22 protein-coding genes are annotated in these 25,006 nt (G+C 46.0%); 19 read left to right on the forward strand and 3 right to left on the reverse strand.

All coding sequences use genetic code 11. From position 1 onward, the window contains the following. Window position 1: 1 nt before the first annotated feature. The 7 genes from ihfB to FS373_RS14650 all read left to right on the forward strand — a co-directional run bounded on the left by ihfB (window position 2) and on the right by FS373_RS14650 (window position 6,180). Window positions 2-289, forward strand: a complete 288-nt coding sequence (ihfB, locus tag FS373_RS14620; RefSeq protein ID WP_077751352.1) for an integration host factor subunit beta — start codon at window positions 2-4, stop codon at window positions 287-289. 122 nt (window positions 290-411) lie between these two features. Beyond that, window positions 412-702 carry a LapA family protein gene (locus FS373_RS14625; RefSeq protein WP_144046468.1) on the forward strand — a complete coding sequence of 97 codons (291 nt, stop codon included), beginning with the start codon at window positions 412-414 and terminating at the stop codon, window positions 700-702. 1 nt (window position 703) lies between these two features. Continuing rightward, window positions 704-1,864, forward strand: a complete 1,161-nt coding sequence (gene lapB, locus FS373_RS14630) for a lipopolysaccharide assembly protein LapB (RefSeq protein ID WP_152829721.1) — start codon at window positions 704-706, stop codon at window positions 1,862-1,864. 154 nt (window positions 1,865-2,018) lie between these two features. After that, on the forward strand, window positions 2,019-2,714 hold the full coding sequence (gene pyrF / locus FS373_RS14635; RefSeq protein WP_144046470.1) for an orotidine-5'-phosphate decarboxylase: 696 nt from the start codon (window positions 2,019-2,021) through the stop codon (window positions 2,712-2,714). Between the two features lie 59 nt (window positions 2,715-2,773). Beyond that, entirely contained in the window at window positions 2,774-3,589 is an 816-nt protein-coding gene (locus FS373_RS14640) for an SDR family oxidoreductase (RefSeq protein WP_152829722.1), read from the forward strand. A gap of 56 nt (window positions 3,590-3,645) precedes the next feature. After that, window positions 3,646-4,188: a DUF2058 domain-containing protein gene (locus FS373_RS14645; RefSeq protein WP_144046471.1), complete on the forward strand. Its 543-nt coding sequence runs from the start codon at window positions 3,646-3,648 to the stop codon at window positions 4,186-4,188. 234 nt (window positions 4,189-4,422) lie between these two features. Then, window positions 4,423-6,180, forward strand: a complete 1,758-nt coding sequence (locus FS373_RS14650; protein ID WP_152829723.1) for an acyl-CoA dehydrogenase C-terminal domain-containing protein — start codon at window positions 4,423-4,425, stop codon at window positions 6,178-6,180. A 91-nt stretch (window positions 6,181-6,271) separates the two neighbouring features. Here FS373_RS14650 and dacB read toward each other — a convergent pair whose 3' ends face one another. Together dacB and FS373_RS14660 are read right to left on the reverse strand one after the other, a co-directional pair. After that, window positions 6,272-7,732 (reverse strand): D-alanyl-D-alanine carboxypeptidase/D-alanyl-D-alanine-endopeptidase, encoded by a 1,461-nt coding sequence (dacB, locus tag FS373_RS14655; RefSeq protein ID WP_152829724.1) that lies wholly within the window; start codon window positions 7,730-7,732, stop codon window positions 6,272-6,274. Between the two features lie 82 nt (window positions 7,733-7,814). Beyond that, the gene (locus FS373_RS14660; RefSeq protein ID WP_144046474.1) at window positions 7,815-7,988 is read right to left on the reverse strand and encodes a hypothetical protein; all 174 of its coding nucleotides are present in this window, start codon (window positions 7,986-7,988) and stop codon (window positions 7,815-7,817) included. A gap of 359 nt (window positions 7,989-8,347) precedes the next feature. Here FS373_RS14660 and FS373_RS14665 point away from each other — a divergent pair, with 359 nt between their 5' ends. Together FS373_RS14665 and pssA are read left to right on the forward strand one after the other, a co-directional pair. Beyond that, window positions 8,348-8,680 carry a DUF1904 domain-containing protein gene (locus tag FS373_RS14665; protein WP_144046475.1) on the forward strand — a complete coding sequence of 111 codons (333 nt, stop codon included), beginning with the start codon at window positions 8,348-8,350 and terminating at the stop codon, window positions 8,678-8,680. 11 nt (window positions 8,681-8,691) lie between these two features. Then, window positions 8,692-10,005 (forward strand): CDP-diacylglycerol--serine O-phosphatidyltransferase, encoded by a 1,314-nt coding sequence (pssA, locus tag FS373_RS14670; RefSeq protein ID WP_144046476.1) that lies wholly within the window; start codon window positions 8,692-8,694, stop codon window positions 10,003-10,005. Between the two features lie 120 nt (window positions 10,006-10,125). On the opposite strand, the gene emrD is transcribed toward pssA, so the two are convergent. Beyond that, window positions 10,126-11,361: a multidrug efflux MFS transporter EmrD gene (emrD, locus tag FS373_RS14675; protein ID WP_144046477.1), complete on the reverse strand. Its 1,236-nt coding sequence runs from the start codon at window positions 11,359-11,361 to the stop codon at window positions 10,126-10,128. A 340-nt stretch (window positions 11,362-11,701) separates the two neighbouring features. Here emrD and FS373_RS14680 point away from each other — a divergent pair, with 340 nt between their 5' ends. The 10 genes from FS373_RS14680 (at window position 11,702) to FS373_RS32580 (ending at window position 24,911) form a co-directional block, all read left to right on the forward strand. Beyond that, a complete protein-coding gene (locus FS373_RS14680) occupies window positions 11,702-12,460 on the forward strand; it encodes a tRNA-uridine aminocarboxypropyltransferase (protein WP_144046478.1) in 759 nt (252 codons plus the stop codon). A 385-nt stretch (window positions 12,461-12,845) separates the two neighbouring features. Beyond that, entirely contained in the window at window positions 12,846-14,063 is a 1,218-nt protein-coding gene (locus FS373_RS14685; protein ID WP_152829725.1) for an efflux RND transporter periplasmic adaptor subunit, read from the forward strand. Next, on the forward strand, window positions 14,063-17,230 hold the full coding sequence (locus FS373_RS14690; RefSeq protein WP_144046480.1) for an efflux RND transporter permease subunit: 3,168 nt from the start codon (window positions 14,063-14,065) through the stop codon (window positions 17,228-17,230). Before FS373_RS14685 ends, FS373_RS14690 begins: the two co-directional genes overlap by 1 nt. After that, a complete protein-coding gene (locus FS373_RS14695) occupies window positions 17,223-18,767 on the forward strand; it encodes an efflux transporter outer membrane subunit (RefSeq protein ID WP_227992790.1) in 1,545 nt (514 codons plus the stop codon). The genes FS373_RS14690 and FS373_RS14695 overlap by 8 nt, the downstream gene beginning before the upstream one ends. A gap of 154 nt (window positions 18,768-18,921) precedes the next feature. Further along, window positions 18,922-19,188 carry a hypothetical protein gene (locus FS373_RS14700; protein ID WP_144046481.1) on the forward strand — a complete coding sequence of 89 codons (267 nt, stop codon included), beginning with the start codon at window positions 18,922-18,924 and terminating at the stop codon, window positions 19,186-19,188. A gap of 518 nt (window positions 19,189-19,706) precedes the next feature. Next, complete coding sequence (locus FS373_RS14705; RefSeq protein ID WP_144046482.1) at window positions 19,707-19,976, forward strand: J domain-containing protein; 270 nt, start codon at window positions 19,707-19,709, stop codon at window positions 19,974-19,976. A gap of 387 nt (window positions 19,977-20,363) precedes the next feature. Beyond that, window positions 20,364-21,326, forward strand: coding sequence for a helix-turn-helix transcriptional regulator (locus FS373_RS14710; protein ID WP_227992796.1), 963 nt, complete (start codon window positions 20,364-20,366; stop codon window positions 21,324-21,326). Next, a complete protein-coding gene (locus FS373_RS14715) occupies window positions 21,323-22,525 on the forward strand; it encodes an EAL domain-containing response regulator (protein ID WP_144046484.1) in 1,203 nt (400 codons plus the stop codon). Before FS373_RS14710 ends, FS373_RS14715 begins: the two co-directional genes overlap by 4 nt. Before the next feature lie 9 nt (window positions 22,526-22,534). Beyond that, the gene (locus FS373_RS14720) at window positions 22,535-22,843 is read left to right on the forward strand and encodes a hypothetical protein (RefSeq protein WP_144046485.1); all 309 of its coding nucleotides are present in this window, start codon (window positions 22,535-22,537) and stop codon (window positions 22,841-22,843) included. Further along, window positions 22,833-24,911: a hybrid sensor histidine kinase/response regulator gene (locus tag FS373_RS32580; protein WP_194165856.1), complete on the forward strand. Its 2,079-nt coding sequence runs from the start codon at window positions 22,833-22,835 to the stop codon at window positions 24,909-24,911. The genes FS373_RS14720 and FS373_RS32580 overlap by 11 nt, the downstream gene beginning before the upstream one ends. Window positions 24,912-25,006 lie beyond the last annotated feature (95 nt).

Here is a 25,006-nt window from a genome sequence, read left to right on the forward strand (position 1 = left end):
GATGACAAAATCCGAACTGATCGAAAAACTTGCCACTAGGCAGTCGCAGCTGTCGGCTAAAGAGGTAGAAAGTGCAATCAAAGAGATGTTAGAGCAAATGGCTCATACATTGGAAGGCGGAGATCGTATCGAGATCCGTGGCTTTGGTAGCTTTTCTCTTCATTTCCGTGCGCCACGTACTGGTCGCAATCCTAAGACTGGAACATCAGTCGAATTGGATGGCAAGTATGTTCCGCATTTTAAGCCAGGCAAAGAACTGCGCGAACGTGTCGATGCGATCAACGCATAAATGACATTGTTTTAAAAGCCTCCGAATGGAGGCTTTTTTATGCCTGAAATGAACTAAATCCTAGCTAGTTCAGTTAATATCTTAGATAATCAGTTGATTGAAATGGGTATATGGAGTGTATCGTGCGGTCATTTATCGTCACAGTGTTAGTAGCACTACTTTTCTTCTTTGCATTAATCTTCGGTGCGCGTAACGAGCAGATGGTAACTATCAGTTATTTTGTTGCTCAGGGCGAATTCCGATTACCCCTAGTGCTGGCTTTTGTATTTCTGGCCGGTTTTATGATCAGCTGGGTATTTGCCATTTATCATATGACTAAACTCAAATTGGCGTTAAGAAATGCCAAAAAGAGATGCACCCAACTCGAATCTAGATTAGAAGGGATGACTCCCGCTCGGGACGTCGACGCCTAATATGCAAGAGATCCTGTTTCTGTTGCTTCCAATTGCCGCCGGTTATGGCTGGTATATGGGACGGCGCAGTGTAAGGCATAATCAGAGTAGCCAAAGAAAACAGTTGAGTCGTGATTATTTCACGGGTCTTAATTTTCTCCTGTCCAATGAGTCAGACAAAGCCGTCGATCTGTTTATTACCATGTTGGATGTCGATGATGACACCATAGACACACATCTCTCTCTTGGCTCTCTATTTAGAAAGCGTGGAGAAGTCGACCGCTCAATTCGTATCCATCAAAATTTAATTGCCAGACCCAGTCTCACCACTGAGCAGCGCGACATTGCCATGATGGAACTGGGTAAGGATTATCTCGCCGCAGGGTTTTATGATCGAGCCGAAGAGATATTCATTAATTTGGTGAAGCAAGACGATCACAGTGAAGATGCCGAAACCCATCTGATCGATATCTACCAGGTCACCAAAGATTGGCAAAAAGCCATCAATATCATCAAGAGCTTAAAACGAAAAAGACAGCAAAGCCTCAAGCACAATACGGCCCATTTTTATTGTGAACTGGCCAATGAACAGACTGACGTCGCCCCGCAGTTAAAACTGCTTCAGGCCGCGTTAAAACAAGACTCAGATTGTGGTCGGGCCTTACTCACTTTGGCGGAGAAGTATCTTGATTCAAATGAGTATGGCAAGTGCAAAGCACTGCTGGCTAAGTTACTCGACGCCGATATTGAGCTTTTCCCCGATGCGCTGTCGATTGCTCGTCAGGTATTCCATGACAGTCATGATCTTACCGGCTACAGCGACCTGCTTCGCCAAGCATTACAAAACGGGGCTGGTGCGAGCGTCGCCATCACCTTAGCGCAAAATATGATTGAACAAGGTGAGGCTCAAGAGGCGGAGCAGCTTGTTCTGGACGGATTATATCGTCACCCGACGATGAAAAGCTTCCAGCATCTGATGAAGATGCATGTACAGCAAGCCGAAGACGGACAAGCTAAAGAAAGTTTGACCATGTTGGAAAAACTGGTGGAGCAGCAGATCAGGTTCCGTCCCGGATACCGATGCAGCGGATGTGGCTTTCCTTCACATCGGCTCTATTGGCATTGTCCATCCTGTAAAAGTTGGGGCAAGATCAAACGAATTCGCGGTTTAGATGGCGAGTAAAACATGAACTCTCGCCCCCCATTTTGATGTTACTGGCGCTAGACTAGGTCTATGAGTTAACACGCTTAGAGTGAATCAACAGAACCGCCAAATATTTCTATCAGTCAGTAAATAAGATACTGATTGCGTATACCGCAAAGCAAATGGAGAAAAAATGAGTAATAAGTCGATTTTAGTCGCCCTGGATTTTGATGATAAGCATGCTGCTTTGCAACTGGTCGATCAATTAGATCCTAGTATGTGCCGTCTCAAAGTGGGCAAGGAGATGTTTACTCTTTTTGGACCCGAATTTATCAAGGCGCTCCATGAACGTGATTTCGAGGTGTTCCTGGATCTTAAATTCCACGATATCCCTAATACCGTAGCCAAGGCCGTCACCGCCGCAGCCGAGCTAGGAGTGTGGATGACCAACGTCCATGCCAGCGGCGGTCTCGCCATGATGCAGGCGGCTAAGAAAGCGCTTGAACCGTTTGGCGATAAAGCACCCATGCTGATCGCCGTTACTGTACTAACCTCCATGAGTGATGAAGATCTTAAGCTTATCGGCATAGATGTCCCAGCGTTCGAGCATGTACAGCGTTTAGCCACTTTGACAAAACAAGCGGGACTCGATGGTGTTGTTTGCTCTGCACATGAAGCACAAGTGCTAAAATCTAAGTTAGGTAAAGAATTTAAGCTGTGTACGCCGGGTATTCGTCCCGTTGGTGCCGATAAGGGCGATCAACACAGAGTTATGACGCCACCAGAAGCGATTGAAGCCGGTTCTGACTATTTAGTGATAGGAAGACCTATCACTAAAGCAGGGGATCCATTGGCCGCATTGAAGGCGATTCATGAGTCATTAAGCTAAGTATATTTGAAACTAGAGTCATGGGTGTCTTCTAGCTTCATTTCAATGAGGTAGTTGCTATGTTTAATTATCAAGATAAAAATGTCGTTGTTGTGGGTGGCACCAGTGGCATTAACTTAGACATAGCGACCGCATTTGCTCTGGCAGGCGCCAATGTGGCGGTTGCCAGTCGCAGCGCCGAAAAGGTCAATGCCGCAGTTAAATTATTGCGTGAAACCAATCCCAATGGCACCCATATGGGGGCGAGTTTCGACGTACGAGACCTTGAAGGTCTCAAGGCTGGTTTCTCTCAGTTTAAAGTCCATTTTACTCAAATCGATGTCTTAGTCAGTGGCGCCGCCGGTAACTTTCCGGCTCCCGCTGCCTTACTGAGTGAAAATGGCTTTAAGTCGGTGATGGACATAGATCTGCTGGGCAGCTTTCAGGTGCTTAAGCAAGCTTACCCTTTGATGACCAGACCAGGGGGCTGTATCATTCAGATCTCGGCGCCCCAGGCATTTATCGCCATGCCCATGCAGGCACATGTGGGCGCGGCAAAGGCTGGCGTAGACATGTTGACTAAGAATCTGGCGTTGGAGTGGGGCTGTGAAGGGATCCGAATAAACTCAATCGTCCCGGGCCCCATCAGTGGTACTGAGGGCTTTAATCGATTAGCTCCCAGTGAAGAGTTACAAGCGCGTGTGGCTAAGAGCGTGCCTTTAAAGAGAAACGGCATAGGGCAAGATATTGCTAATGGCGCCTTATTCTTGGCATCTCCAATGGCCTCTTATATCACAGGTGTCGTACTGCCCATAGATGGCGGTTGGTCACTTGGCGGCGCATCTATGGCGATGGCTGAGTTGGCTCTGCTAGCGGCCAAACGGTCTAAAGAATGAGTTGAATTATCCAAGGTAATGAACTCAACAGAAATATTAATTACAGTGAGATACAGATGGCAAATCCTTTTCAAGAGCAACTGCTCAAAGCTGGTCTAGTCAGCAAACAAAAAGTACAGAAAGCCAGGACTCAGAAACGACGTGACCGTAAGGCCAAGGTTGATGATGGCTCTGCGGATTTAAAACTGCAAATAGCAGCGCAGAAACAGGAGCAGGCGGCGAAAGATAAGGCATTAAATGAGCAAAAATTTGCTGCTGCAACCGAGCAAGGCTTGGTTCGAGGCCTAGTGACTGAATTCACTCGCCTAGCCATAAAGCTACCGCAAAGCGCTGAGATAAAGTTTAATTTCACCCACAATAATAAAATCTTCTCGATTTATGTGAATGATAAATTACAGACTCAACTGCTTAACGGACAACTGGGTATCGTACGTCATGAAGATACCAGTTACTTAGTGCCCCATAAACTCGCAGAGCGAGTCAATATGTTGGTGTCCGAGTGGTGTGGCTACTTGTGGGTGAAAGATGACAATAGCCAAGTCGTCTGCGACGACGATCCTTATGCAGATTACGTCATCCCAGATGATTTGATGTGGTAGTAAACCAAGGGACTAGGTTCGAGTGCTTAGTCCCTAGTTCCTAGTCCCTATCATCTTCGTCCTTAGATTTCCCATTCCCAGATCCCTCGTTCCTAGTTTCTAGTCCCTTATCCTATACTTACCTCTTTAGCTGAACTCTCTTTTCCCTCAATTTATCCAAATATCTCTTTCTTTTCCTACGGTATCTGGTATAAATTAAAACAAGTGTTTAAATCCAACGTTTGAGAGTCGATAATGAATCCTTACCAAGCTCCGTTAGCCGAAATGAAATTCCTGTTAGATAAGGTGTTTGATGCGCCTCAAACATGGGCATCTTTACCTGCCATTGCTGAAAATGTCGATATGGACACGGCGGTGGCGATAATGGATGAAGCAGAAAAGATAAGTCGCGAATTACTCCATCCTATAAACCGTAGTGGTGATGAGCAAGGTGTGGTGCATCAAGATGATAAGGTGATCACACCTGATGGCTATAAAGAGGCTTACACCCAGTATGCCGAAGGCGGTTGGGTAGGCCTCTGTGGCGAGCCTGAGCTCGGTGGCATGGGTATGCCTAAAATGTTGGGCGTACTCGTCGATGAAATGGCCTACAGCGCCTGTAACGCGTTTACCTTATACGGCTCACTTACAGCTGGCGCGGCCTTATGTATCAATGCCCACGGTAGCGATGAGTTGAAACAAAAATACCTGCCTATGATGTACAGCGGTGAGTGGTCAGGCGCCATGGACATGACAGAGCCTCAAGCTGGCTCAGATCTTCGGGGCATCCGCACTAAGGCAGTGCCTTTAGATGATGGCAGTTACAGCATCACAGGCAGCAAAATATTTATCACAGGTGGCGATCATGATCTCACCGAAAATGTGATTCATCTGGTATTGGCTAAGCTGCCTGACTCCAACGGCATCTCACTCTTCTTAGTTCCAAAAATCAAGGTCGACGATTCTGGTGCCTTGGGTGATTCGAATAACGTCACCGTCGGTTCAATAGAGCATAAGATGGGGCTGAAGGCATCGTCGACCTGTGTGATGAATTATGATGATGCACAGGGTTATCTCATCGGTAAGGCTAATCGAGGTTTAGTTTGTATGTTCACCATGATGAACTACGAGCGTCTGGCGATTGGTATCCAAGGTCTGGGTACATCACAAGCGGCTTACCAAATGGCAGCCGATTACGCCAAAGAGCGTGTTCAAGGGGTAGCTGCAGGTGGATCACCGACTGGTGCGACTAGCGACTCTATCATAGTGCACGGCGATGTACGCCGTATGTTGCTCAACATTCGGGTGTTAACCGAAGCGGGCCGTGCCCTGTCTGTGCTCACTGGGCAGCAGTTGGATATTGCCAAATACGGAGAAGGTGAGGCTCAAGCTAAGGCGAGTCGATATGTTGGCCTGTTAACCCCGGTAGCTAAGGCATTTTTGAGCGATCGCGGCCTTGACGCTGCCATCACAGCTCAACAAGTATTTGGTGGTCATGGCTATATCCGTGAAACGGGTATTGAGCAACTGGTACGTGACACTCGAATTGCACAAATCTATGAGGGGACCAATGGTATTCAGGCCATAGATTTTCTTGGCCGTAAGGTCACAGGGGATAATCTGGCTGCCTTAACTGAGTTTGTTAATGAGTGTACTGCCAAGCTATCGACCCTGAGTCATGCCGATGCAGCACACAAGGCTAAGGTGACTGAGCTGTTGCAACAGCTTATCTTAGTCGCATCTGAGATCAATGATAAGAAACTCGAAAAGCCTGCAGTTATCAATGCCTGCGCTGTCGATTTTCTCGATGCCTTTGGCCATGTCTTATATGGTTATTTCTGGCTATTGATGTCAGATGCCGCCGTGCCACACTCGGATAAAGAGTTCGCTGTTCAGAAACGCTACCTGAGTGATTTCTACATCAACAAGATGCTGCCTAAGGCCGAATATCATCTGGCTCAGGTGCGTGCCGGTGAAGCTACCATTATGGACATACCTGAATCTTTGTTCTGATCTAATACCAATTGATATAGCGCGTAAAAAAGCGAATACTCCTCAGTATTCGCTTTTTTGTTTTGGGCCTTAATTTATGTGGCTTAAGCCATCAATTTGCTGGACTCGAAGGGGTGAGGGCAGAGCCTGCTTGAGACTCTTGGGCTAACGTATTATCCATTAAAGAGTGTAGAAACAGTGCGCTGAAAGGCGCTCTTTGTTGTTTCTTCTCCAGGGGACTCTGACCGTTTTCTAAGATCACAAACAGGGTGTCACCTTGGGTTTCACTCCTGATAAAACCAGCAAGATTATCCACTCCCTGCATAGATCCCGTTTTAGCCATGACATGCTTGAGCAGGGGCGGTTTATTAAAACTTGCCTTATATTTGAGTGTGCCGCTGACGCCTGCAACCGGCAGTGAGTCTATGAGCTGGGCAAATCTTGAGTCGGTATAGATCAAATGTAATACCTGACTGAGCTGACGTGCACTGAGTAGGTTATATCTGGAGAGCCCTGAGCCATCGACAATCTGTGCATGGGTTAACACTATACCTTCACCACTGAGTACATCTTTAAGGGCTCGGCTGCCGTTACTGAAGTTGCCTGGTCCTTGATAGTTTTTTGTGCCTAGCTGTTTGAGTAAACTATCGGCAATCAGGTTATCGGACTTGATCAGCATGATCCCTAGTAAGTCGGGTAGAGGGGCGGAATCATGGGCCGCAATTAAGCGAGCCTGGGTAGGTAGCTGGTGTTTAATCGATATGTGTCCCTTGAGTAGAATCTTACTGCTTTTGAGTATTTGCGACATAGACTCTTGCATAAATAAGCCGGGATCTGTGATGGCAATGGCGAGTTTAATGGCTTGTGAGCCTGAATAGCAGCCGCTAAGGGAAAAATGATTGCCGGGTAAGCGTTGTAGATCTAATTGGCAAAATTTTTCGATGCCCGATTTATCAAACACTGAGGTGTTGGTGATGCTGATAGGGATATAGCCTGGAACCGATAATTGACTCTGATTACTGGCCAGTTTTGGGGAGAGTTTTCCGTGAACACAGTTCCGGTTGAGTACAAAACTTGACACAGGCGCTGCATAACAGATCCCCAGATCATCCCAAACCCAACCAGGTGCTTGTAACTGTTCATTGGCCTGACCGATTAAATAGAGGCTGCCTTCGATTCGATATAAGCCTTGCTCGGTAAGCTGTGAGAGCAGTGACCTGAGATCTTGGGTTTTCAATGTTGGATCGCCGCTGAAGCTGATGTAGACATCACCGGCAATCACGCCGTCCTTTATGGGAAATCTAGAGTACACACGAGTGCTGAATCTAAATTCGTTGCCCAGTGATGATGTGGCTGCTACCGCAGTCAGTAATTTCATGGTACTGGCGGGTAAGAGTAAGGTATCCGGGTTCTGCTCAAAGATGATGTCGCCGGTCACCAGGTTTGTAGCAATGATCGCCGTATGGGAATGAGGCGGCTTAATGATGGATAACAAATTATTAAAATAGTCATCGCCTAGAACAGGGAGAGATAAACAGCTAAGCAGAAAACAGGCGTTAACGAGAGGTCTCATAAAATTCACATAGGTAAGTGACTTAGCAGTGATGAACATGGGTGACTAAGTCAATAAAGAGTACAGACTTATATCATAGCGGTTATTCATCTTCGGGTTTATCTTTTTCCATTAACCGATAGAGCCTTAACGTCACAAAGGTCACTAAGCCGATAAAGAGCGGTAAGATAAAAATCCCCAGCTGTGCCTTGAAGTGAAAAATAGCCCATGCCATGAGTAGGCTTATCGCGATTGTGCTTAATATCTTAACATTCATTATTATCTCCATATCGATTGTTTTGACGAGTCGGCTATTATAACCAAAGTTTGAATTCAATGCCGTGTCCAGTGAAAGATATTAATATCAATTAAGCTAAGTTTTCGTTGCCGATGCTACAACTGGGTTGCATAGCTTGGGTAATACCGATAAATTGCTGTGAACATTATTCACATTAGTTCGATCTGCTATGCAAGTCGGTTAGTGCTTAATTTGAGCGCTTTGTGCACTCAAATCTGCATTTGCTCGAAATACGTACACTTCTTATGGTCTTATGCTGCAAAAATGGAGAAAACCCTTGCCCAATGGGGTGTAAATCGGTAATTTCTATCCCCTTATGATTTATATAAGGGATCGATATGCCTCATATTCGTATGCGCGGACTACCTGAAGACGCTGTAGCCAGCCTGAGCCGTACATTACTCGCACAATTAGCCGAGTTATGTCGGATCGATGCTCAAGGGTTTACCTTGGACTGGATACCAAGTACAAGTTACCGCGATGGCAAAGTCGATCTGAGTACGACACAAGTTGAAGTACTCTGGTTCCCTAAAGATCCCGATACCCACGATAAAGTAGAGCAAGCGATCCGTAAAGCCATCACATCGGCTTATCCGGAGTTGCAGCATCTGGCTGTAATGTTTAGCGCATTAGACCCGAGCACCTACTACCGTGACGGAAAGCATTTTTAAAGGAGATGACCTTGCTTGATAAGCTTGGTGGAATACCAATCCAACCCGACGCATTACAATGGTTGCTTACGCCCAAAGCCTTAAAGGCTGAACTCTTAACGCGTATCGCCGCTGCGGTTAATTCAATCTATATCGCCGCCCTTTATCTCGAAGATGATGAGGCGGGCCGAGAGATCTTAGCGGCATTAATGTCAGCCAAAGACAAGAACCCTGAACTCGACATCAAGGTCTTAGTCGATTTCCATCGCGCCAGGCGAGGCCTGATAGGTCATAAGGGTGACAGTGGGAATTATCAGATGTATCGCAAGGTGATGCAGGCTGCTAAGCATCCAATCGAAATTTTAGGTGTACCGGTCAAATCTCGTGAGTTTTTGGGCGTACTGCATCTTAAAGGATATATTGTCGATGACGCCGTGATATACAGTGGTGCCAGCATCAATGATATCTACCTGCATCAAGGTGAAAAATACCGCTTCGATCGATATCATGTGATGGAATCGGCTGAACTGGCGCGATCCATGAGGCAGATGATTCAAACCTATTTGGTACAAGATCCCGCGGTTTGCTCACTGACTCAAGATAAAGCTACAGAATCTCTGCCTGATAAACACGATATCCGTACACTCAAGTCACGTTTAGCTAAGGCGAGCTATCAATATGAATCCACCACCATAGGCAATCGCGTCACGCCTTTAGTGGGTTTAGGCAGGAAGAAAAACAAGCTCAATAAGATAGTCGTCGATATGGTGGCGCAATCAAAAGATGCCTTGTTTATCTGTACTCCCTATTTTAACCCACCTTACATACTGGCACGTGCCTTAGCTAAGCATCTTAAAGACGGTAAGCGTATCGATATCGTAGTGGGGGATAAAACCGCCAATGATTTCTATATTCCGCCAGAGCAAGATTTCTCAACTATAGGAGCCTTGCCATACATGTATGAGCAGTCTCTTCGAAAATTCGCCAAGCGTCAGCAATGGGCGGTGGAGAATGGCCAACTCAATATTCATCTCTGGAAAGATGGCATAAATAGCTATCATCTCAAGGGGATCAGTGCTGACAGTAAACGTCATTTGCTCACCGGCAGTAACTTAAATCCTCGTGCATGGGCGCTGGATCTGGAGAATGGCTTATTGCTCCATGATGAGTGCGGTGCCTGGAAGGATAAGTTTGAACAGGAGCAGGCGCATATCCTGCAGCACACAGAGCGCTTGTATCATTACAGCCAGATAGAGACACTAAACAAGTATCCGGCTCCGGTGCGTAAGATAATGACTCGTATCAGGCGCCTAAAAGCAGACTTCCTGCTAAGACGTATTCTTTAGGCTTCAAGTAAGGTCCTGACCATCGTGATCAGGACCTCGTCTATAAAATCTCAATTCTCACCTATTAAGTGTTGTCTCTTACCTAGCGACTAAATACCTAAAATCTATTAGTAGAATAAATCAAGTACTGGCAGAATTGTGGCCCAAATCTGAACCCATTTTGGCGTAATTCAGTGCCAGCATGACTAAGAAGACCATGATGGCGCACAAGACTCCGACACTGAGTTGACCGTGCATGGGCACCAGTGACATCAAGAGCGCTGCCAGTCCCGCGCCGAAGTTCTGCAGACCACCGAGTAGGGCGCCTGCAACACCCGCATGGCGGGGAAATGGCTCCAGTGCCGCCGAGGTCAGCACCGGAAACAGCATGCCGGCACCGCTAAAGAAGAGAATCGAACCTAGGAGCAGGCTCCAGCCAATCACTAAGTTTGACAGACCAGGGATCAAGATAAACAGAGTACCGGCCCCCAGAAGCGCCACACTTCGATAAACGACGCTGTGTTTGTTATCTATTTTGGCTGCATAGTATGCACCTGCCAGGTAACCCGGTATTGGTGCCACAAAATAGCAGCTGACCCAGAAAGGTGACAATTTGAGAAACTGACCATAAAAGATACCGGCAACAGCCTCGAAAGCGGCAATGCCGGCGAAGGTGGCAACCAGGCAGAGCAGATAACTCTTAAACTTCCTATTGGAGAGTACGAAGCGGTATGAGGCTAACACCGACTCAGGCTTTCGCTGTGTGATGGGCAGCGACTCCTTAAATTTGAACATGATCAGCAGGAGTACCAGGATGCCGAATGCGGCGAGCAGATCGTATACCGATTGCCAACCAAAATAATGGGTCATAAAGCTGCCGACAAAAGGGGCTATTAGGGGAGAAAATACCACGGCCATTGAGATATAACTGTTAACTCTGACCAGAGGCTCACCGAAGTAATGATCCCGCGGAATACTGCGACACAAGGCTCCGGCACTGGCGGTCCCCGCTCCCTGCAGTAAGGTTGCCGCGATGAGTAATTGGTAGTTGGTGGCAAAGCTGGCGAGCAGGGCACCGAGAATAAAAATACTCAAGCCAACGATTAATACTGGTTTGCGACCGTATCTGTCGGAGGCGGGACCATAGATAAATTGCAGTAAGCCATAGGACAGCAGATAACAGGCCATGATGGCTTGAAGTTGCCCCGGTGATGCATGGAAGCTAGCCGTTATGTCTGGAAGCGCGGGAACGAAGATGGTCTGAGCCATCTGGCCGCAGGCGACCATCATAACGATTAGGAAAATTAGGGATGAGAAACCCGTTTCCTGACCGTGATTTTTTCCGGTAGAAACAGGTGTTGACTGAGGGCCGGTCATGATGACTCCAAAAGGATAAAACAGGGGTTTGATAAGGAAGCGGCATCATACTGGGTACTGAAACAAATTCAATGGATAACACCCCTTATTATCAGGCATTTATTCTCATCGTTTTCATCAATTTTTCTAAGGTGAAAAGGCTGTAATTATTAGTTTACGTTTTGTATGGTTAAGGTTAACCATGAAATAAGTCGATAACATGGCATTGAGGCGAGCTCATCACCTCAGAGGGGGTAATCTTGCAGGTAGCTGAAAACTATTGTGTGGTGTTCGGCCCGATAGTAAAATAGCGGATGTGCCGATAACGGCTATCAAAAAATTTAATCACAAATGACGAGTTATGAATCTTAAGCAACACGCTATCCACAAGCTTTACCAATACCGTAAGGCGATCTCCACCCGGCCTTATGGAGCCAGGGGCAAGAACCTGATCAGATGTGAGCTGTGTTTACTGGCACAGACATATTGCACCTGTCAGAGTCGCCGCCAACTGGTGTCTGATAATGCATTTTTACTCATCATGTATGATGATGAGGTGCTAAAACCGAGTAATAGTGGTCGCCTCATCGCAGATCTGATCCCCGATACCTATGCCTATATCTGGTCCAGAACCCAGGCAAACCGAAAAATGTTGGCATTGATACAAGATCCTCGTTATCAGCCTTTCGTCATCTTTCCTGGTGAATATGCCTACCCAGATCAAACAGTGGTCAGTGAGCTTAAGCCCACAGGTTTAGATAGCGCTAAGAAACCACTGTTTATTATGCTAGACGGTAGCTGGCGCGAAGCGATTAAGATGTTTCGCAAGAGCCCTTACTTACATGATTTGCCATTGCTCTCTTTTACCCCTGAGACCCTTGCCAAGTACGGTTTGAGAAAGGGCAGCCGGGATTTTCAGCTTGGCACAGCCGAAGTGGCAGTATTGGCATTAGCAGCGTCGGGTGAGAAGGGTAATGCCGAGGCGCTGAGTATCTGGTTTGAGCTGTTTATCGCCGCTTCGATGTTTAGTCGAAGTCGTCAAAGCAATAAAGATCTCAGTCCCCTGAATCAACTCTCAGAAGAGTTTACGCAAATGGTTGACGTAAAACCTTCTCGGTAAGTCTCACTTTATTCAGGTCTGGCTTTTGCCCAGCCTAGACCTGGTTTTATTCGTTTTACCCTCTTTATCTCTTCCATTGTCTTGATCGTACGTAAAATACCGCAACAGTTAAGTCGGTGTTCCACTCAAAAAAAATCAATACTCTCCTGCATTTCAATTACACAGTTTCAACAGCTAAGAAAAAATGCGCTATTTGCGTGTATTTGTTGAGCGTTTATTGGTCAATCCTGTATTAAAGTTAACATTCTCTTGCTGTTACAGTTGTTTAGAACTTACAATTACATTTGATTAACTTAATGAATATTTCTTTATCGGACACATTAGTTGATTGTAAATCGAACAAAAATAGGCATCCGATCATCAAATACAATTTTGGGACATGAATATGGCACAGGTTTTCACACGTTCAGCGCTCACCTTAGCGTTGCTCATAGGCGCTGCAACATTGATAGGTTGTGAGAAGGATGTGCCCCCAATTACCCCGAAATTAGTGGTCGTCGAGCAGGTCACTACGGCCACTGTGCCACTCTATGGAAATTATGTGGGGATCACTCAGGCTTCACTCGATGTAGAGGTGAGAGCGCGTGTTGATGGTTTTGTTGAAGATAAGAGTTTCATCGAAGGCAGCGCGGTGAAAGAAGGTACTGTGCTTTATCGGATCGATAATCGTCCTTATCTCGCCGTCGTGAACCGACTGAACGCCAATGTCGAGTCACAGCAATCTATGCTAGATAAGGCCAGACGTGATGTCGACAGATTAAAACCTCTCTACGAGCAAGATGCGGCCAGTCAGCTGGATTTCGACAATGCCTTGTCAGTCCTATCCCAATCAAGATCGAGTCTGGCTGCGAGCAAGGCCGAATTGGAAGAAGCTAAATTAGAGTTAAGCTATACAGAAATACGCTCACCCATATCAGGGCTGGTCAGTCGCTCAGAAGTCGACATAGGTGCCCTGGTGGGGAGCAGTGGCCAGTCATTGTTGACCCGAGTGAAACGGGTAGACCCTATCTATGTGACATTTAACATGTCGGCGCTGGATTATCTCAATGCCAGGAGACGCATGACCAGCTATAGCGAACAAAAAGAGGCTGAGACCGAAGGTAAAGCGGTCGAAGGCTTTGTGACCATCACCTTGCCCGATAACAGTGAGTATCGTTATCTTGGTGACGTACGTTTTACCGACCCATCGGTCAATCCAGAGACAGGGACATTCCAGGTACGAGCCGAGTTGCCCAATCCAGATAAAGAGCTGCTTCCGGGTCAATATACCAATGTACGTATCAAGCTCAATGAGGTGAGTAACGCCATCGTTATTCCGCAGAAAGCCACTCAAGTCGAGCAAGGCGGAGTCTATGTGATGGTGGTGCTACCCGATCATAAAGTGGAACGCCGTTTTATCGTGATTGAACATCAGGGGAAAATGGGTGTCGTGGTTAAGAGCGGCCTCAAGGCGGGAGAGCTGGTTATTGTCGAAGGCATGCACCGCGTTCGTCACGGACAATTGGCCGAGCCCTTAACCGCGGAGCAATATCTTAAGCAGGAAGACACTAAGCAGAAGGAGCAGGCACTCAAACAGCAGGCACTAGAGCAGGAGCAGAAATAATGGCTCAGTATTTCGTTAATCGTCCTGTCTTTGCCTGTGTTATCTCCATCGTTATCGTGCTGTTGGGCCTGATAGGCATGGTTAATCTGCCTATCGATCAATATCCCTATATTACTCCGCCTCAGGTCAAGGTTTCTGCATCATATCCGGGCGCGACGTCGACGACGGCGGCGGAGTCAGTGGCTACGCCCTTAGAGCAAGAGCTCAATGGCTTGCCTAATATGATCTACATGAGCTCCAAGAGTACTAATTCGGGTAGCGCTAATGTCACCATCACCTTCGATGTGGGCACCAACCCGGATCTCGCCGCGGTGGATGTGCAAAATTCGACCCAACAAGCCAGCGGCAGCTTGCCCATAGATGTACAAACCGAGGGAGTGACGGTATCGAAAGAAGCCTCGGTTGAGTTGCTCAAGCTGGCGTTGACCTCCAGCGATGAGCGCTATGATGAAATTTATCTGAGTAACTATGGCACCATCAACATCGAATCTGCGCTTAAACGCATTCCCGGCGTCGGGCGGGTGCGTAACACTGGCGCACGAAGCTATTCGATGCGAGTCTGGTTAAAGCCTGATACCATGGCGGGCTATGGCCTGACTACGGCGGATGTGATCAGTGCTATCAAGGCGCAGAACAAGGAGTCTCCTGTGGGCACTATCGGTTCTCAGCCCAACAGCGACACGCTCAGTATGACCTTGCCAATTACCGCCTCGGGCCGCATGAGCAGTGTGCCCGAATTTAATGAGATCATCGTTCGTGCCAATAATGACGGCTCCCTCATACGCCTCAGAGACATAGCTCAGATTGAGCTCGGTTCATCCGCTTATACATTGCAGTCTCAGCTCAATGGTGCCAACGCCACCATCTTACAGGTCTATCTGTTACCAGGATCTAATGCCTTAGAGGTGACCAAAAACGTCAAGAAGGAGATGGCTAAGCTAGCTGAAAAGTTTCCTCAAGGCATGAATTGGGAAGTCTTCTTCGATGCATCCGTGTTTATCGAGAATTCCATCGATGAGGTGGTTAAAACATTAGTCGAAGCGCTTATTTTGGTCATCTTAGTCGTGTATCTGTTTCTGCAAAACATTCGCGCCACACTCATCCCTGCCATTGCTGTGCCAGTTTCCCTGATAGGCACAATGGCGGCCATGCTAGTGTTTGGCTTCACCATAAATACCGTGAGTCTGTTAGCCCTGGTGCTAGCTATCGGCATAGTGGTGGATGATGCCATCGTGGTGGTAGAAAATGTCGAGCGCTTGATGAATGAAAATGGCCTCAGTCCGGCCGAGGCTACCCGCACCGCCATGAAAGAGCTATCCGGGGCCCTGGTTGCCACAAGCTTGGTGCTCGCAGCCGTGTTTGTGCCTGTGTCATTCTTGTCTGGGATCACTGGCATCATGTACCGGGAGTTCGCGGTAGCCATCACAGTGGCTGTGCTTATCTCTACTGTGGTAGCCTTGACCCTGTCGCCAGCCTTATGTGCCTTATTGCTCAAACCCGGCGACAAAGCCACATCGGGTTTCTTTAAATGGATAAACGACAGACTCGATACCAGTACCAGTAAGTATGTCGCCTTAGTAGCCCTAACCACTAAGCATGCCAAGAGAAGTTACCTTGTGTTTGCCCTTATGGTGGGCGGTGTGTATTTGATCATGTCTAACTTGCCGTCCAGCTTTATGCCCAATGAAGATCAGGGTAGGTTCTTTATCGACATGACCTTGCCCGATGGCGCGACGGTAAACCGCTCACAAGCCGTGCTTAAAAAAGCCGAAGCTAAGGTATTAGCCAATCCCGCCGTGGCCTACTCATTTACCTTAGCTGGTGAAAACCGCCGCTCGGGTTCAAATCAGGCAAATGGTCAATTTGAAATAATCTTAAAGCCTTGGTCTGAGCGGGTAGAGAAAGATGCCACTGTGCAAAAGGTGATGAAAGAGATCCAAGCTTCGTTGCAGGGAATATTGGAGGCAGAATTTAACAGCTATTTACCCTCCGCCGTGCCGGGACTCGGCAACGGAGCAGGCGTTGAAATGGAGTTGCAGGATACCTCAGGCACTAACTTCAGGGGCCTGATGGAAACAGCCGATGAATTGGTCGAGAAGCTTAAGCTGCAGCCGGAAATTGCCACCGCGGGCTTATCTCTACAGAGCGCCATTCCTCAACTGCATTTGACGGTCGATGAAGCTAAGGCCATGGCCATCGGAGTCAATGTCGCCGATATCTATAGCACCATAAAGACCTTTACCGACTCATCCACGGTGAACGATTTTAACTTGTTCGGCCGTGTCTACCGGGTGAAGGTTCAGGCACAAGAGAGCTATCGTCAGTTTCCCGAGCAGATTAAAGATTACTATGTGCGCTCGGCAACCGGGGCCATGGTGCCTATAGGTGTACTCGCTAAGTATGATTACACGGTGGGACCCGCGGCGGTGACTCACTATAACCTGTTTTCCAGCGCCTCAATTAATGCTACACCTGCGCCGGGTTATGCCTCGGGTGATGTGATTAAGGCCATTGAGCGTGTGGCTGAGCCTTTGCTGCCTAAGGAGTTCAGTTATGAGTGGACCGGAATTACCTATCAAGAAGTGCAATCGGCCAACCAGACCAGTATTGCGGTCACCTTGGCCATGGTATTTGTCTTTTTGTTTCTCGCAGCCCTCTATGAAAGCTGGACTATTCCCATAGCCGTGTTGCTTATTGCGCCTATTGCCATGTTAGGTGCATCACTGGGCACCTTAGTGAGTGGCATGGAGAGTAACCTGTTTTTCCAGGTGGCCTTTATCGCGCTCATAGGGATGGCCGCCAAGAACTCCATCTTGATCGTAGAGTTTGCTAATCAGCTGCACAAACAGGGGAAGAGTAGACTCGATGCCGCTTTGGAAGCGGCCAATATGCGTTTCAGACCCATCTTGATGACCTCTATGGCCTTCATACTCGGTGTGCTGCCGCTGGTACTATCGGTTGGCCCAGGTGCTGTGAGCAGACAAAGTATCTCTATTCCTATTCTTTGCGGCATGATATTTGCGACAACAATAGGCATAGTCATGGTGCCACTGTTCTTCGTCACCACGGCGGGATGGCTTAAATCTAAGGTAAAACCAACAACAGACGCTGAGGACAGCTCAGATACCGGGTCTAATGGATCAGTGGAGGGGTCGAGCCATGTTTAAACACTACCTTGCAGCTAATTCTTTTAAACGACAGGGACTCGCTTGTGCGTTATCGACTGGCATATTGCTGTCAGGCTGTGCCATGGGACCAGATTATCAGCAGCCAGACCTTGAGATCCCCGGGCAATATCATGATGACCTGGCGCAAGCCCCTGGACCGAATATCGGTATGAGTCCTTGGCGTGAGTTTTATCTTGACCCGGACTTACAAGTATTGATTGAGCATGCGCTATCCAAGAACTTAGATCTGGAAACCGTACGTTCACGGCTCATCGCCGCACGCTCAAATATCACTGTAACGGATGCGGCGCTTTACCCTGCGTTGGGAATAAATGCCAATAGTGAGCGCTCTATCGACAGTAGTATCACCAACACTAATCCCAGTCATGAGAACGAATTTGATCTGGCGGGAACTGTTTCCTGGGAGCTGGATATCTGGGGCGCAAACCGGCGACGCAGCGAAGCTGAGTATGCTCACTTTCTCTCGGCGAAAGAGTCACTTAACCTGGCTGTGATCAGTCTCATCAGCGATGTGGCCAGTCGTTACTATGAGTGGCTGGATATCGAGCAAAGATATCAAATTTCATTGAACACAGTAGAGTTACGTAAAAAAGAGCGCAATCTGGCGCGTTTGCGTAAGGAAAACGGCGTTATTTCCGGACTGGAGGTGCGTCAAGCTGAGGTTGAGTATCAAAGTGCGAGAGTCACTCTGCCAGATTTGGACTTTGAGCGGCAGGAGAAAGCGAACCAACTGCGTATATTACTCGGCGAATTTAGTTATCCTTTAGCGGTCAAAACGGAAACTGACATTAAGACTGAAGGGAAATTGTTTCCTGATCAGTTTGCTGTCGGTGTGCCGTCGCAGATGTTATCTCAGCGTCCCGATGTCAAGTCGGCAGAGCAGGCCTTAGTGGCGGCGAATGCCAATGTAGGCGTCGCGAAAGCCGCCTTCTTCCCCTCATTCACCATAATAGGTAGCTATGGCACGGAAACCGATGACTTGAGCAGCATCTTCGACAGTCAAGGGGTGACTTGGTCTCTGCTTGGCGGGATCACCGCGCCAATCTTCAATGCAGGCAGCATATCTGCTCAATACGATATCGCACAAGAGGACTCTAAGCAGGCATTGCTGGCCTATCGCAGCACTGTGCTCAGAGCCTACTTTGAAGTTAATGATGCCATGAACAGCTTCAGACGTTCAGAGCTCGCCATCGAGGCGCAACAAGAGTTGGTTGCGGCATCGACTGAATATAATCGTCTGGCGACGCTCAGGTATCGAAATGGCGTCTCGAGCTCACTGGATCTTATGGATGCTCAGCGGAGCCTGTTTAGTGCTCAGCTCAGCCTAAGTCTGGTAAAGCGTGACAGGTTATTGTCTATGATCACTTTATACAGAGCACTCGGTGGAGGCCTGTTAGCTCAAGAAGAGAAGAGTAAGGAAGGGCAGGCCGTGGTGCAAGACTCCACTAGCAAGATCGCAGTATCACAAGGTGATAACGGCGAAGGTACTGCAGAGGCCGTTCAGGAACTGAACTAAGCATCCCATTAACATAGTGGTTAGAAAAATATCTTATTCCCCATCAGTTTTGCCATATGGTGGGGATTTCCTTATATTAACCCTATAGCTTTGCCCATCCTGACTGACATGAGTCAATTTTATTGGGCAAATAAAGATATTTATGGAGTGGTAGATGGCCTTTATACAGAGATTTAACATACATTCAACCACGATTACCCCCGCGGCTTCGTTAACTGCCTTGATTGTCATCGGGGCATTATCGAGTGTCACGTCTCAAACATTCGATTCTGCAACACAAGCTTCAACACTCGCCACTGCATCGACTCCTAGTCAAGGTGTTCAACTCAGTTTCAATCGATATCAGGCGGGGTTTGCCTGTCGAGAAAATGGTTGGGAGTTCTGCGAGAAATGGGCATATCCTAGGGGCCTGCTGGCTTGATAACTAACGGCACATCTTGTCGCTGTGTAACAGTATTCATATTCCTGCAGTGCTCTCTGTTGGCAATAATATGAATTCTAATATAGAAATGAAACCGAACTGCCAATCGTTTATTTATTCTTTATGTTTGAATAATAATTCACCATTAAAATATGTATATTGTTTTCGCTGCTATGCGACTGGTATTAACTACCGACTATTTTAGTTAGACTCTACACCCCCATAAAATATATTGTCAATCGATGGGGTAATATTAACATCTTGTCTTTACTTATTTTTTTATCTTAATTTATTATCAACCCATAAATAACCCAGCACTAAATAATCCGATGGATTTTCTATTTATGAGTTGGCTACTTATGTCTCACCCGTTTTTCCGAGTTATCCCTTGGATGCTTGTATTGAATAACTTCTCACTTCTGGCGTCGCGTGTACAGTATTCATACAGCTTGTTAATGCTATAAATGTGGTCAATAACAGCATGAAACACTGATAGGCGAAAGTGGTGGAATAAACAGATGAAAATAGCAATGACATTAACGCTAGCGAAGAAAATTTTAAAACTCCCGGAAGGTGCTTCCAATGGTGATCTGCGTAGATGCTACATTAAGGCGGTCAATAAGTATCATCCGGATAAGCAGGGCGGATGTGTAAAAAAGTTTAGAATTGTTAAACAAGCTATGGAATATTTCACTAATGAGTCTGCCTTATTATCTAGTCGACTCGTCATCAACAAAACACTGAATCAACACTCTATAGAGCAATATAAATTGAATATTCGGACATAACGGGAGGGTTTTACATGTTGGACGAAATGTATAAAAATCCTGTAAAAACAGTTTTGTTGGGCTACTTGATATATATCGTTTTAATGATATATATACATTGAATTGGCTTGTAGGCATTTCAGTTCTAAATTCGGATCCAACTTGCCAATGTCCCGGGTATCAAGAATGTTTTAAACTCGTATGTTAGATAATTTAACAATTAATGATGATTTGAAGACCAGGGGAAAAATATGGTTGATGAACAAGTCACAGGACTATATTTTGTCGGAAAACTCCATCGTATGTGGATCATTTACACAGAAACGCATCCAGAACGGATTGATGGCATCAATAAAGATGAATACTTGGACCTTTTAAAAAATATAAGCAAAACCAATGGAACACGATATGAGCTCTACAGCTTACTGCTACACAAGCGATAAAGACAGTCATGTGTTCTCTATCTTTTTAAGAAATACTCGACACCATAATGATCTTTCTCAAGAGCAATTCTGTCTGTATTTAAGGGAGCAGAGCAGTCTCTTTTATAATTTGGATACGATCACTGTGAGCCGCTGGGAGAGAGGGGTCAACATCCCTTCGCTTGCCAAACAGGCTGAAATTGTTGAGCTATATAATCACGAATTAGTCGATATATATGGCAAAGACAATGAGTTTCTTAATGAGTGCACTAAGCTATTGGCGTTACCGATTAACAAGCGTAAATCATCTCATCCTTATTATCGTAACGATGCGTATCTCATCGAAGAGATAGACAATGATCACCCTTGTTTTCACTTGATTTTGGGGATGATTCTCCAATATGAGGGCAACCCTTGCTTGAGTCTCGATGAGATTAACAGCCAGAGAAAGCAACTCGGTAAGCTTAAAATCAGTGTGGCTACCGCCTTTGGCGGTCAGATAATCGGTCATTGTCTCTTTATGGAGACAAGGTCCCATATCATTCTCGAGCTGTTAAACTTCAAGATTAATCTACAGGATATTGCGGAGCTCGACGCTAAGGGCCAAGCCAATGCGGTGTTAGTCTTGTCCTCTGCGGGTGCGACGACCCAGGTTGAGAACAGTTTGATGTCTATTTATATGCACTTCTTTGCCAGTCAGAAACATCTCACTTACCTGAGTTTCAGTGTTTGTGATGATAGCTTCGTTAAAAAACTCAATGGGGCTAAGTTATCACCTTTTAAAGTTAAATCAGTATCTAAGGGCAAAAACAAGGTCGACATAACTTCATTTCTGGTCAGTCGTTCAGAAGTGATGGCAAATCGATTCTTGTTAAAGTTGGCGGTCATTTCTCCTTCGAATCTAAATCAGATAATCGATGTTGGCGTTAAAGGAAAACAAGCAAGATGAACATTTTGATAGTGGATGACCAACGTTTTATTCGGGAATCGATAAAAGCGGATTTCGAAAAGTTGGTCGATGAGCAACCCATGCAATTCTTCGAGGCGGACAGTGGCAATCAAGCGATAGACTTGCTTAAAAATAACGATATGCCCGCTGCTGAGAAATTTGATCTAGTGATTGCAGATCTTAAGATGGATAACGGCGATGGCCTGTCCATTATCAATCATATGGCCACCTGCAGTGACTGCCATGGACTCCCGTTGGCGGTGGTGAGCAGCTCAGATGTCAGGACCTTAGAGTTGATCAGTAATATTACCGAAAGTTTTAACCTGAACTTAGTCGGCGTATTTCAAAAACCTGTCGATATCGGGCACTTGTTTACTTTATTGGCAGCCCTTAAATACAAGGCTCCTAAACAGGAGCCTAAATTAGTCGAGACCATAGATGGCGTTACCAGTAAGGAAATTGGTGCCTTACTCAATCAAGACAACCTGATCTTATGTTACCAACCCAAAGTCGATATCAGCAGTCAGTCGATAGTAGGATTCGAGGCGCTCTCAAGGTTATGTATCCAAGGCGATGGCTTTATCTATCCAGACCGCTTCATTCCTTTGATAAACGAGGCAGGATTGAATTGCCAGTTTTCAAAGTTAGTACTCGATCAGGCAATGACTCAATGGGAATTGTGCCCACAACTGCAGAAATTCTCCCTCTCGGTTAATATCAGTGCAGAAGATCTGCTTTCTGAAACATTCATTAATTACGTTATTAAAAAGAAAAGTGACCAGCCCAATATTCATCTCATCTTGGAGTTAACGGAATCCCAGCAAACCATAGATCAAGATCTGGCAATGAGATCCATTGCTAAGTTGATTATCAACGATATCACCATCTCCTTAGATGATTTCGGTAAAAGTTACTCAACCTTCGACCGCCTCGATAATATTCCATTCGATGAAATTAAGATCGATAAAGATTTTATCTCAGATCTGGACACTAACCCTAAACATCTGGCTATCGTCGAGTCGACGATAGCTTTAGCCAAGAAGCTAAAAGTGAAAGTGGTTGCCGAAGGAGTAGAAACATTGAGTGTGTTGAATTTATTGAAAGGTTTAGGGTGTGAAATAGCCCAAGGCTATTATTTTAGTCCGCCGATAGAAGGCCGTTATGTGACGGCTTGGATAGACAGTTACAGCCAAAAATAGGAAGAGTCTATGGATAGCGGTAATCATTTTATTCATCATAAAATACTTGCATTTTTCAACCACCAGCATGAAGGGAAAAGGTTGTATCTGATTGATATACTGAGTGAAGAGTTAGACAGCTTATTTTCTCAGACCCAGGAATTAGATGCCTCAGAGCTTTCGCAGCTCTCATCATTAGCCCATAAGTTGAAGGGGATCTGTCGCTATTTATTGATCCAAAATGAAGTATTTCTTTTCGATGTAAAGAGCAAACAAGAACTCATGTTTTCAATTTTAATGCTACAAAATGAAATTAAGGTCGTTAAGTGTGAAATCTAGAGCTTCGTCCTTTCTTTGTATCATCATAGGTTTGTTGGCAACCTTACTGGTCAATATATTACTCTTGCATCACTCCTATAAAGAGTTCGAAGATGACTATCAGCAAAAAGCAGATCTCTTGTTTAATTCGACTCATGATATGTTGCTGCAGCATAAGATCATACTCAATGCACTGCGCTCCTTGTTCAATGCCTCCGCTATAGTCACCAAGGAAGAGTTTAATATTTTTTCCGAGGAGCTGTTGAAGATAAAATCAGCCGTTGCATTTACTCTGGACAATGATCACCGGGTTAAATACATATCGGATCCAGAGTTTCAGTCTGAGATATTAGCCGGTAAGGTGCAAGTCGGTCCAGACGGTCAGTTGGAATATCTGATGGAAGGCTTCTCCAGCCTCATAGTGAACATAGATGAGCAGAATATGCCGTTTCTGGTGTATGCCATCTCACATCAAAGGGTGCAGAAAAGATTAGAGCAGCATAAGGGGATCTGTGCTCAGTTGACTCTGGAGGACACATATTTCACTAATGAGTATTGCCATAATGAAGATGCTAATTGGCTGACCTCATTCTTTAAATATCAAGGTTCCGACTCTGTCGACTTGCCAGAATACAATAAGAAATACAGCATCTCAGCCTGGTCTATCGCACCGGCTGGCGAAACATACGAACTCTGTCTGCTGGTGTTATTTATCACGGCCATGGGCATGAGCCTATCTGTACTCCTGTATCTTAAGCTCCGTAACCATATGCGATTCATCCAGTTGACCATAGAAACTAAGTCAAAGTTTGCCTTATTGTCGAGCATAAACCATGAGATCCGTACGCCTATCAATGCGGTCTTAGGCTACAGTCAGATGCTCAAAGACAGTGATTACTGCGATGTATCCGGACGAAACACCTTAGATAAGATCATCTGGTCGGCAAATCTGCTCAATAGCGTCGCAGAAAATACCTTGAACTTTTCAAAAGCCGAAGCTGGGCACCTGAGTTTAGATTATCGGGATGTTAATTTCCTCGATGAACTCAATGCGATAAATGATTACTACAACGCCTTTAGTCAAACCCACGACAAGCGTCTAGTCATGAAGGTACAAGCCGATATGCCGGAATATATCGGCCTGGACAGCACTAAGTTTTTCCAATTGACGACTAACTTTATCAATAACGCCTTTAAATACAGCAGCGGCAAAGAAGTCGTGTTCGATATCAGTTTAAAAACTGTAGCAGGACAAGATTTCGTGCGTGTGGCGGTCAAAGATACTGGTAAAGGCATGTCAGCTGAGTCGATGAAAGCCATTACCCATCCTTTCAATACCGATCCCAATGTCACGCCTACCAGCCAGTCAGGAATTGGAATTGGCCTCTACACCTGCAAGAAGGTGATAGAAGAGGTTGGTGGCCATATACGTATTCGCAGTAGAGAAAATAAAGGCACATTAGTGCTGTTTCGTTTCCCATATCGACAAGCGTCTTCAAAGGTGAACGCTAGTGAGAAACAGGCCTCAAATCATGATGACTCGAGTAAGATTAAGTCTGGAAATATTAGAGATTTACATAAGGTTAGTGATATAAACTCAGGGAGGGAGTCTAACCGAACCCCTATTCCATCGGCTAATCTCAGGCTGAATACAGAAAAGAGAACCACAGGTTTCGCCCATTCAACGCCGGCTAGCCTAGGCTATATCACTAAGGCCAGATATGCCGATGTGTCTCTGCTTCTCGTGGATGATAATCGATTTAACTTGGAGGTTTGTGGCAGCATACTGGAGACCGGAGGATTCAAAGTCAGTGCATTTCAAGATGAAGATGAGGCATTCGATGCGTTTAAGACATCGACGCCTCAAATAGTCGTCATGGATTACAGGCTAACTAAAACTGATGGGATTAGCCTAATCGGGGAGATGCGGCAGCTTCAAACAGGCAACGTTCACTACTTTATCTTATCGGCTAACGACAAGAGTGAAATTGCCAATGCCGATGCTTATCCCGACATTAGCTTCTTGCAAAAGCCGCTGAATCTAGAGGTATTTATGCAGCTGCTGGATCTGAAAGTTAAGCTGGCTTGATTAAGACATTAGGTGGCTATACCAATCGGTATTAGAAAAAGCCCGGCAAAGGGTATGCCGGGCTTGTCTTACGAGCTTCTCACTAAACCGTTAAC

The organism is Shewanella sp. YLB-07 (assembly GCF_009377275.1).

Bases quoted from the DNA above. Each gene is read 5' to 3' on its own strand.
- ihfB (WP_077751352.1), top strand. From the start codon at position 2: ATGACAAAATCCGAACTGATCGAAAAACTTGCCACTAGGCAGTCGCAG.
- lapB (WP_152829721.1), top strand. From the start codon at position 704: ATGCAAGAGATCCTGTTTCTGTTGCTTCCAATTGCCGCCGGTTATGGC.
- pyrF (WP_144046470.1), top strand. From the start codon at position 2,019: ATGAGTAATAAGTCGATTTTAGTCGCCCTGGATTTTGATGATAAGCAT.
- FS373_RS14640 (WP_152829722.1), top strand. From the start codon at position 2,774: ATGTTTAATTATCAAGATAAAAATGTCGTTGTTGTGGGTGGCACCAGT.
- FS373_RS14645 (WP_144046471.1), top strand. From the start codon at position 3,646: ATGGCAAATCCTTTTCAAGAGCAACTGCTCAAAGCTGGTCTAGTCAGC.
- FS373_RS14650 (WP_152829723.1), top strand. From the start codon at position 4,423: ATGAATCCTTACCAAGCTCCGTTAGCCGAAATGAAATTCCTGTTAGAT.
- dacB (WP_152829724.1), bottom strand. From the start codon at position 7,732: ATGAGACCTCTCGTTAACGCCTGTTTTCTGCTTAGCTGTTTATCTCTC.
- FS373_RS14660 (WP_144046474.1), bottom strand. From the start codon at position 7,988: ATGAATGTTAAGATATTAAGCACAATCGCGATAAGCCTACTCATGGCA.
- FS373_RS14665 (WP_144046475.1), top strand. From the start codon at position 8,348: ATGCCTCATATTCGTATGCGCGGACTACCTGAAGACGCTGTAGCCAGC.
- emrD (WP_144046477.1), bottom strand. From the start codon at position 11,361: ATGACCGGCCCTCAGTCAACACCTGTTTCTACCGGAAAAAATCACGGT.
- FS373_RS14680 (WP_144046478.1), top strand. From the start codon at position 11,702: ATGAATCTTAAGCAACACGCTATCCACAAGCTTTACCAATACCGTAAG.
- FS373_RS14685 (WP_152829725.1), top strand. From the start codon at position 12,846: ATGGCACAGGTTTTCACACGTTCAGCGCTCACCTTAGCGTTGCTCATA.
- FS373_RS14690 (WP_144046480.1), top strand. From the start codon at position 14,063: ATGGCTCAGTATTTCGTTAATCGTCCTGTCTTTGCCTGTGTTATCTCC.
- FS373_RS14695 (WP_227992790.1), top strand. From the start codon at position 17,223: ATGTTTAAACACTACCTTGCAGCTAATTCTTTTAAACGACAGGGACTC.
- FS373_RS14700 (WP_144046481.1), top strand. From the start codon at position 18,922: ATGGCCTTTATACAGAGATTTAACATACATTCAACCACGATTACCCCC.
- FS373_RS14705 (WP_144046482.1), top strand. From the start codon at position 19,707: ATGAAAATAGCAATGACATTAACGCTAGCGAAGAAAATTTTAAAACTC.
- FS373_RS14710 (WP_227992796.1), top strand. From the start codon at position 20,364: ATGAGCTCTACAGCTTACTGCTACACAAGCGATAAAGACAGTCATGTG.
- FS373_RS14715 (WP_144046484.1), top strand. From the start codon at position 21,323: ATGAACATTTTGATAGTGGATGACCAACGTTTTATTCGGGAATCGATA.
- FS373_RS14720 (WP_144046485.1), top strand. From the start codon at position 22,535: ATGGATAGCGGTAATCATTTTATTCATCATAAAATACTTGCATTTTTC.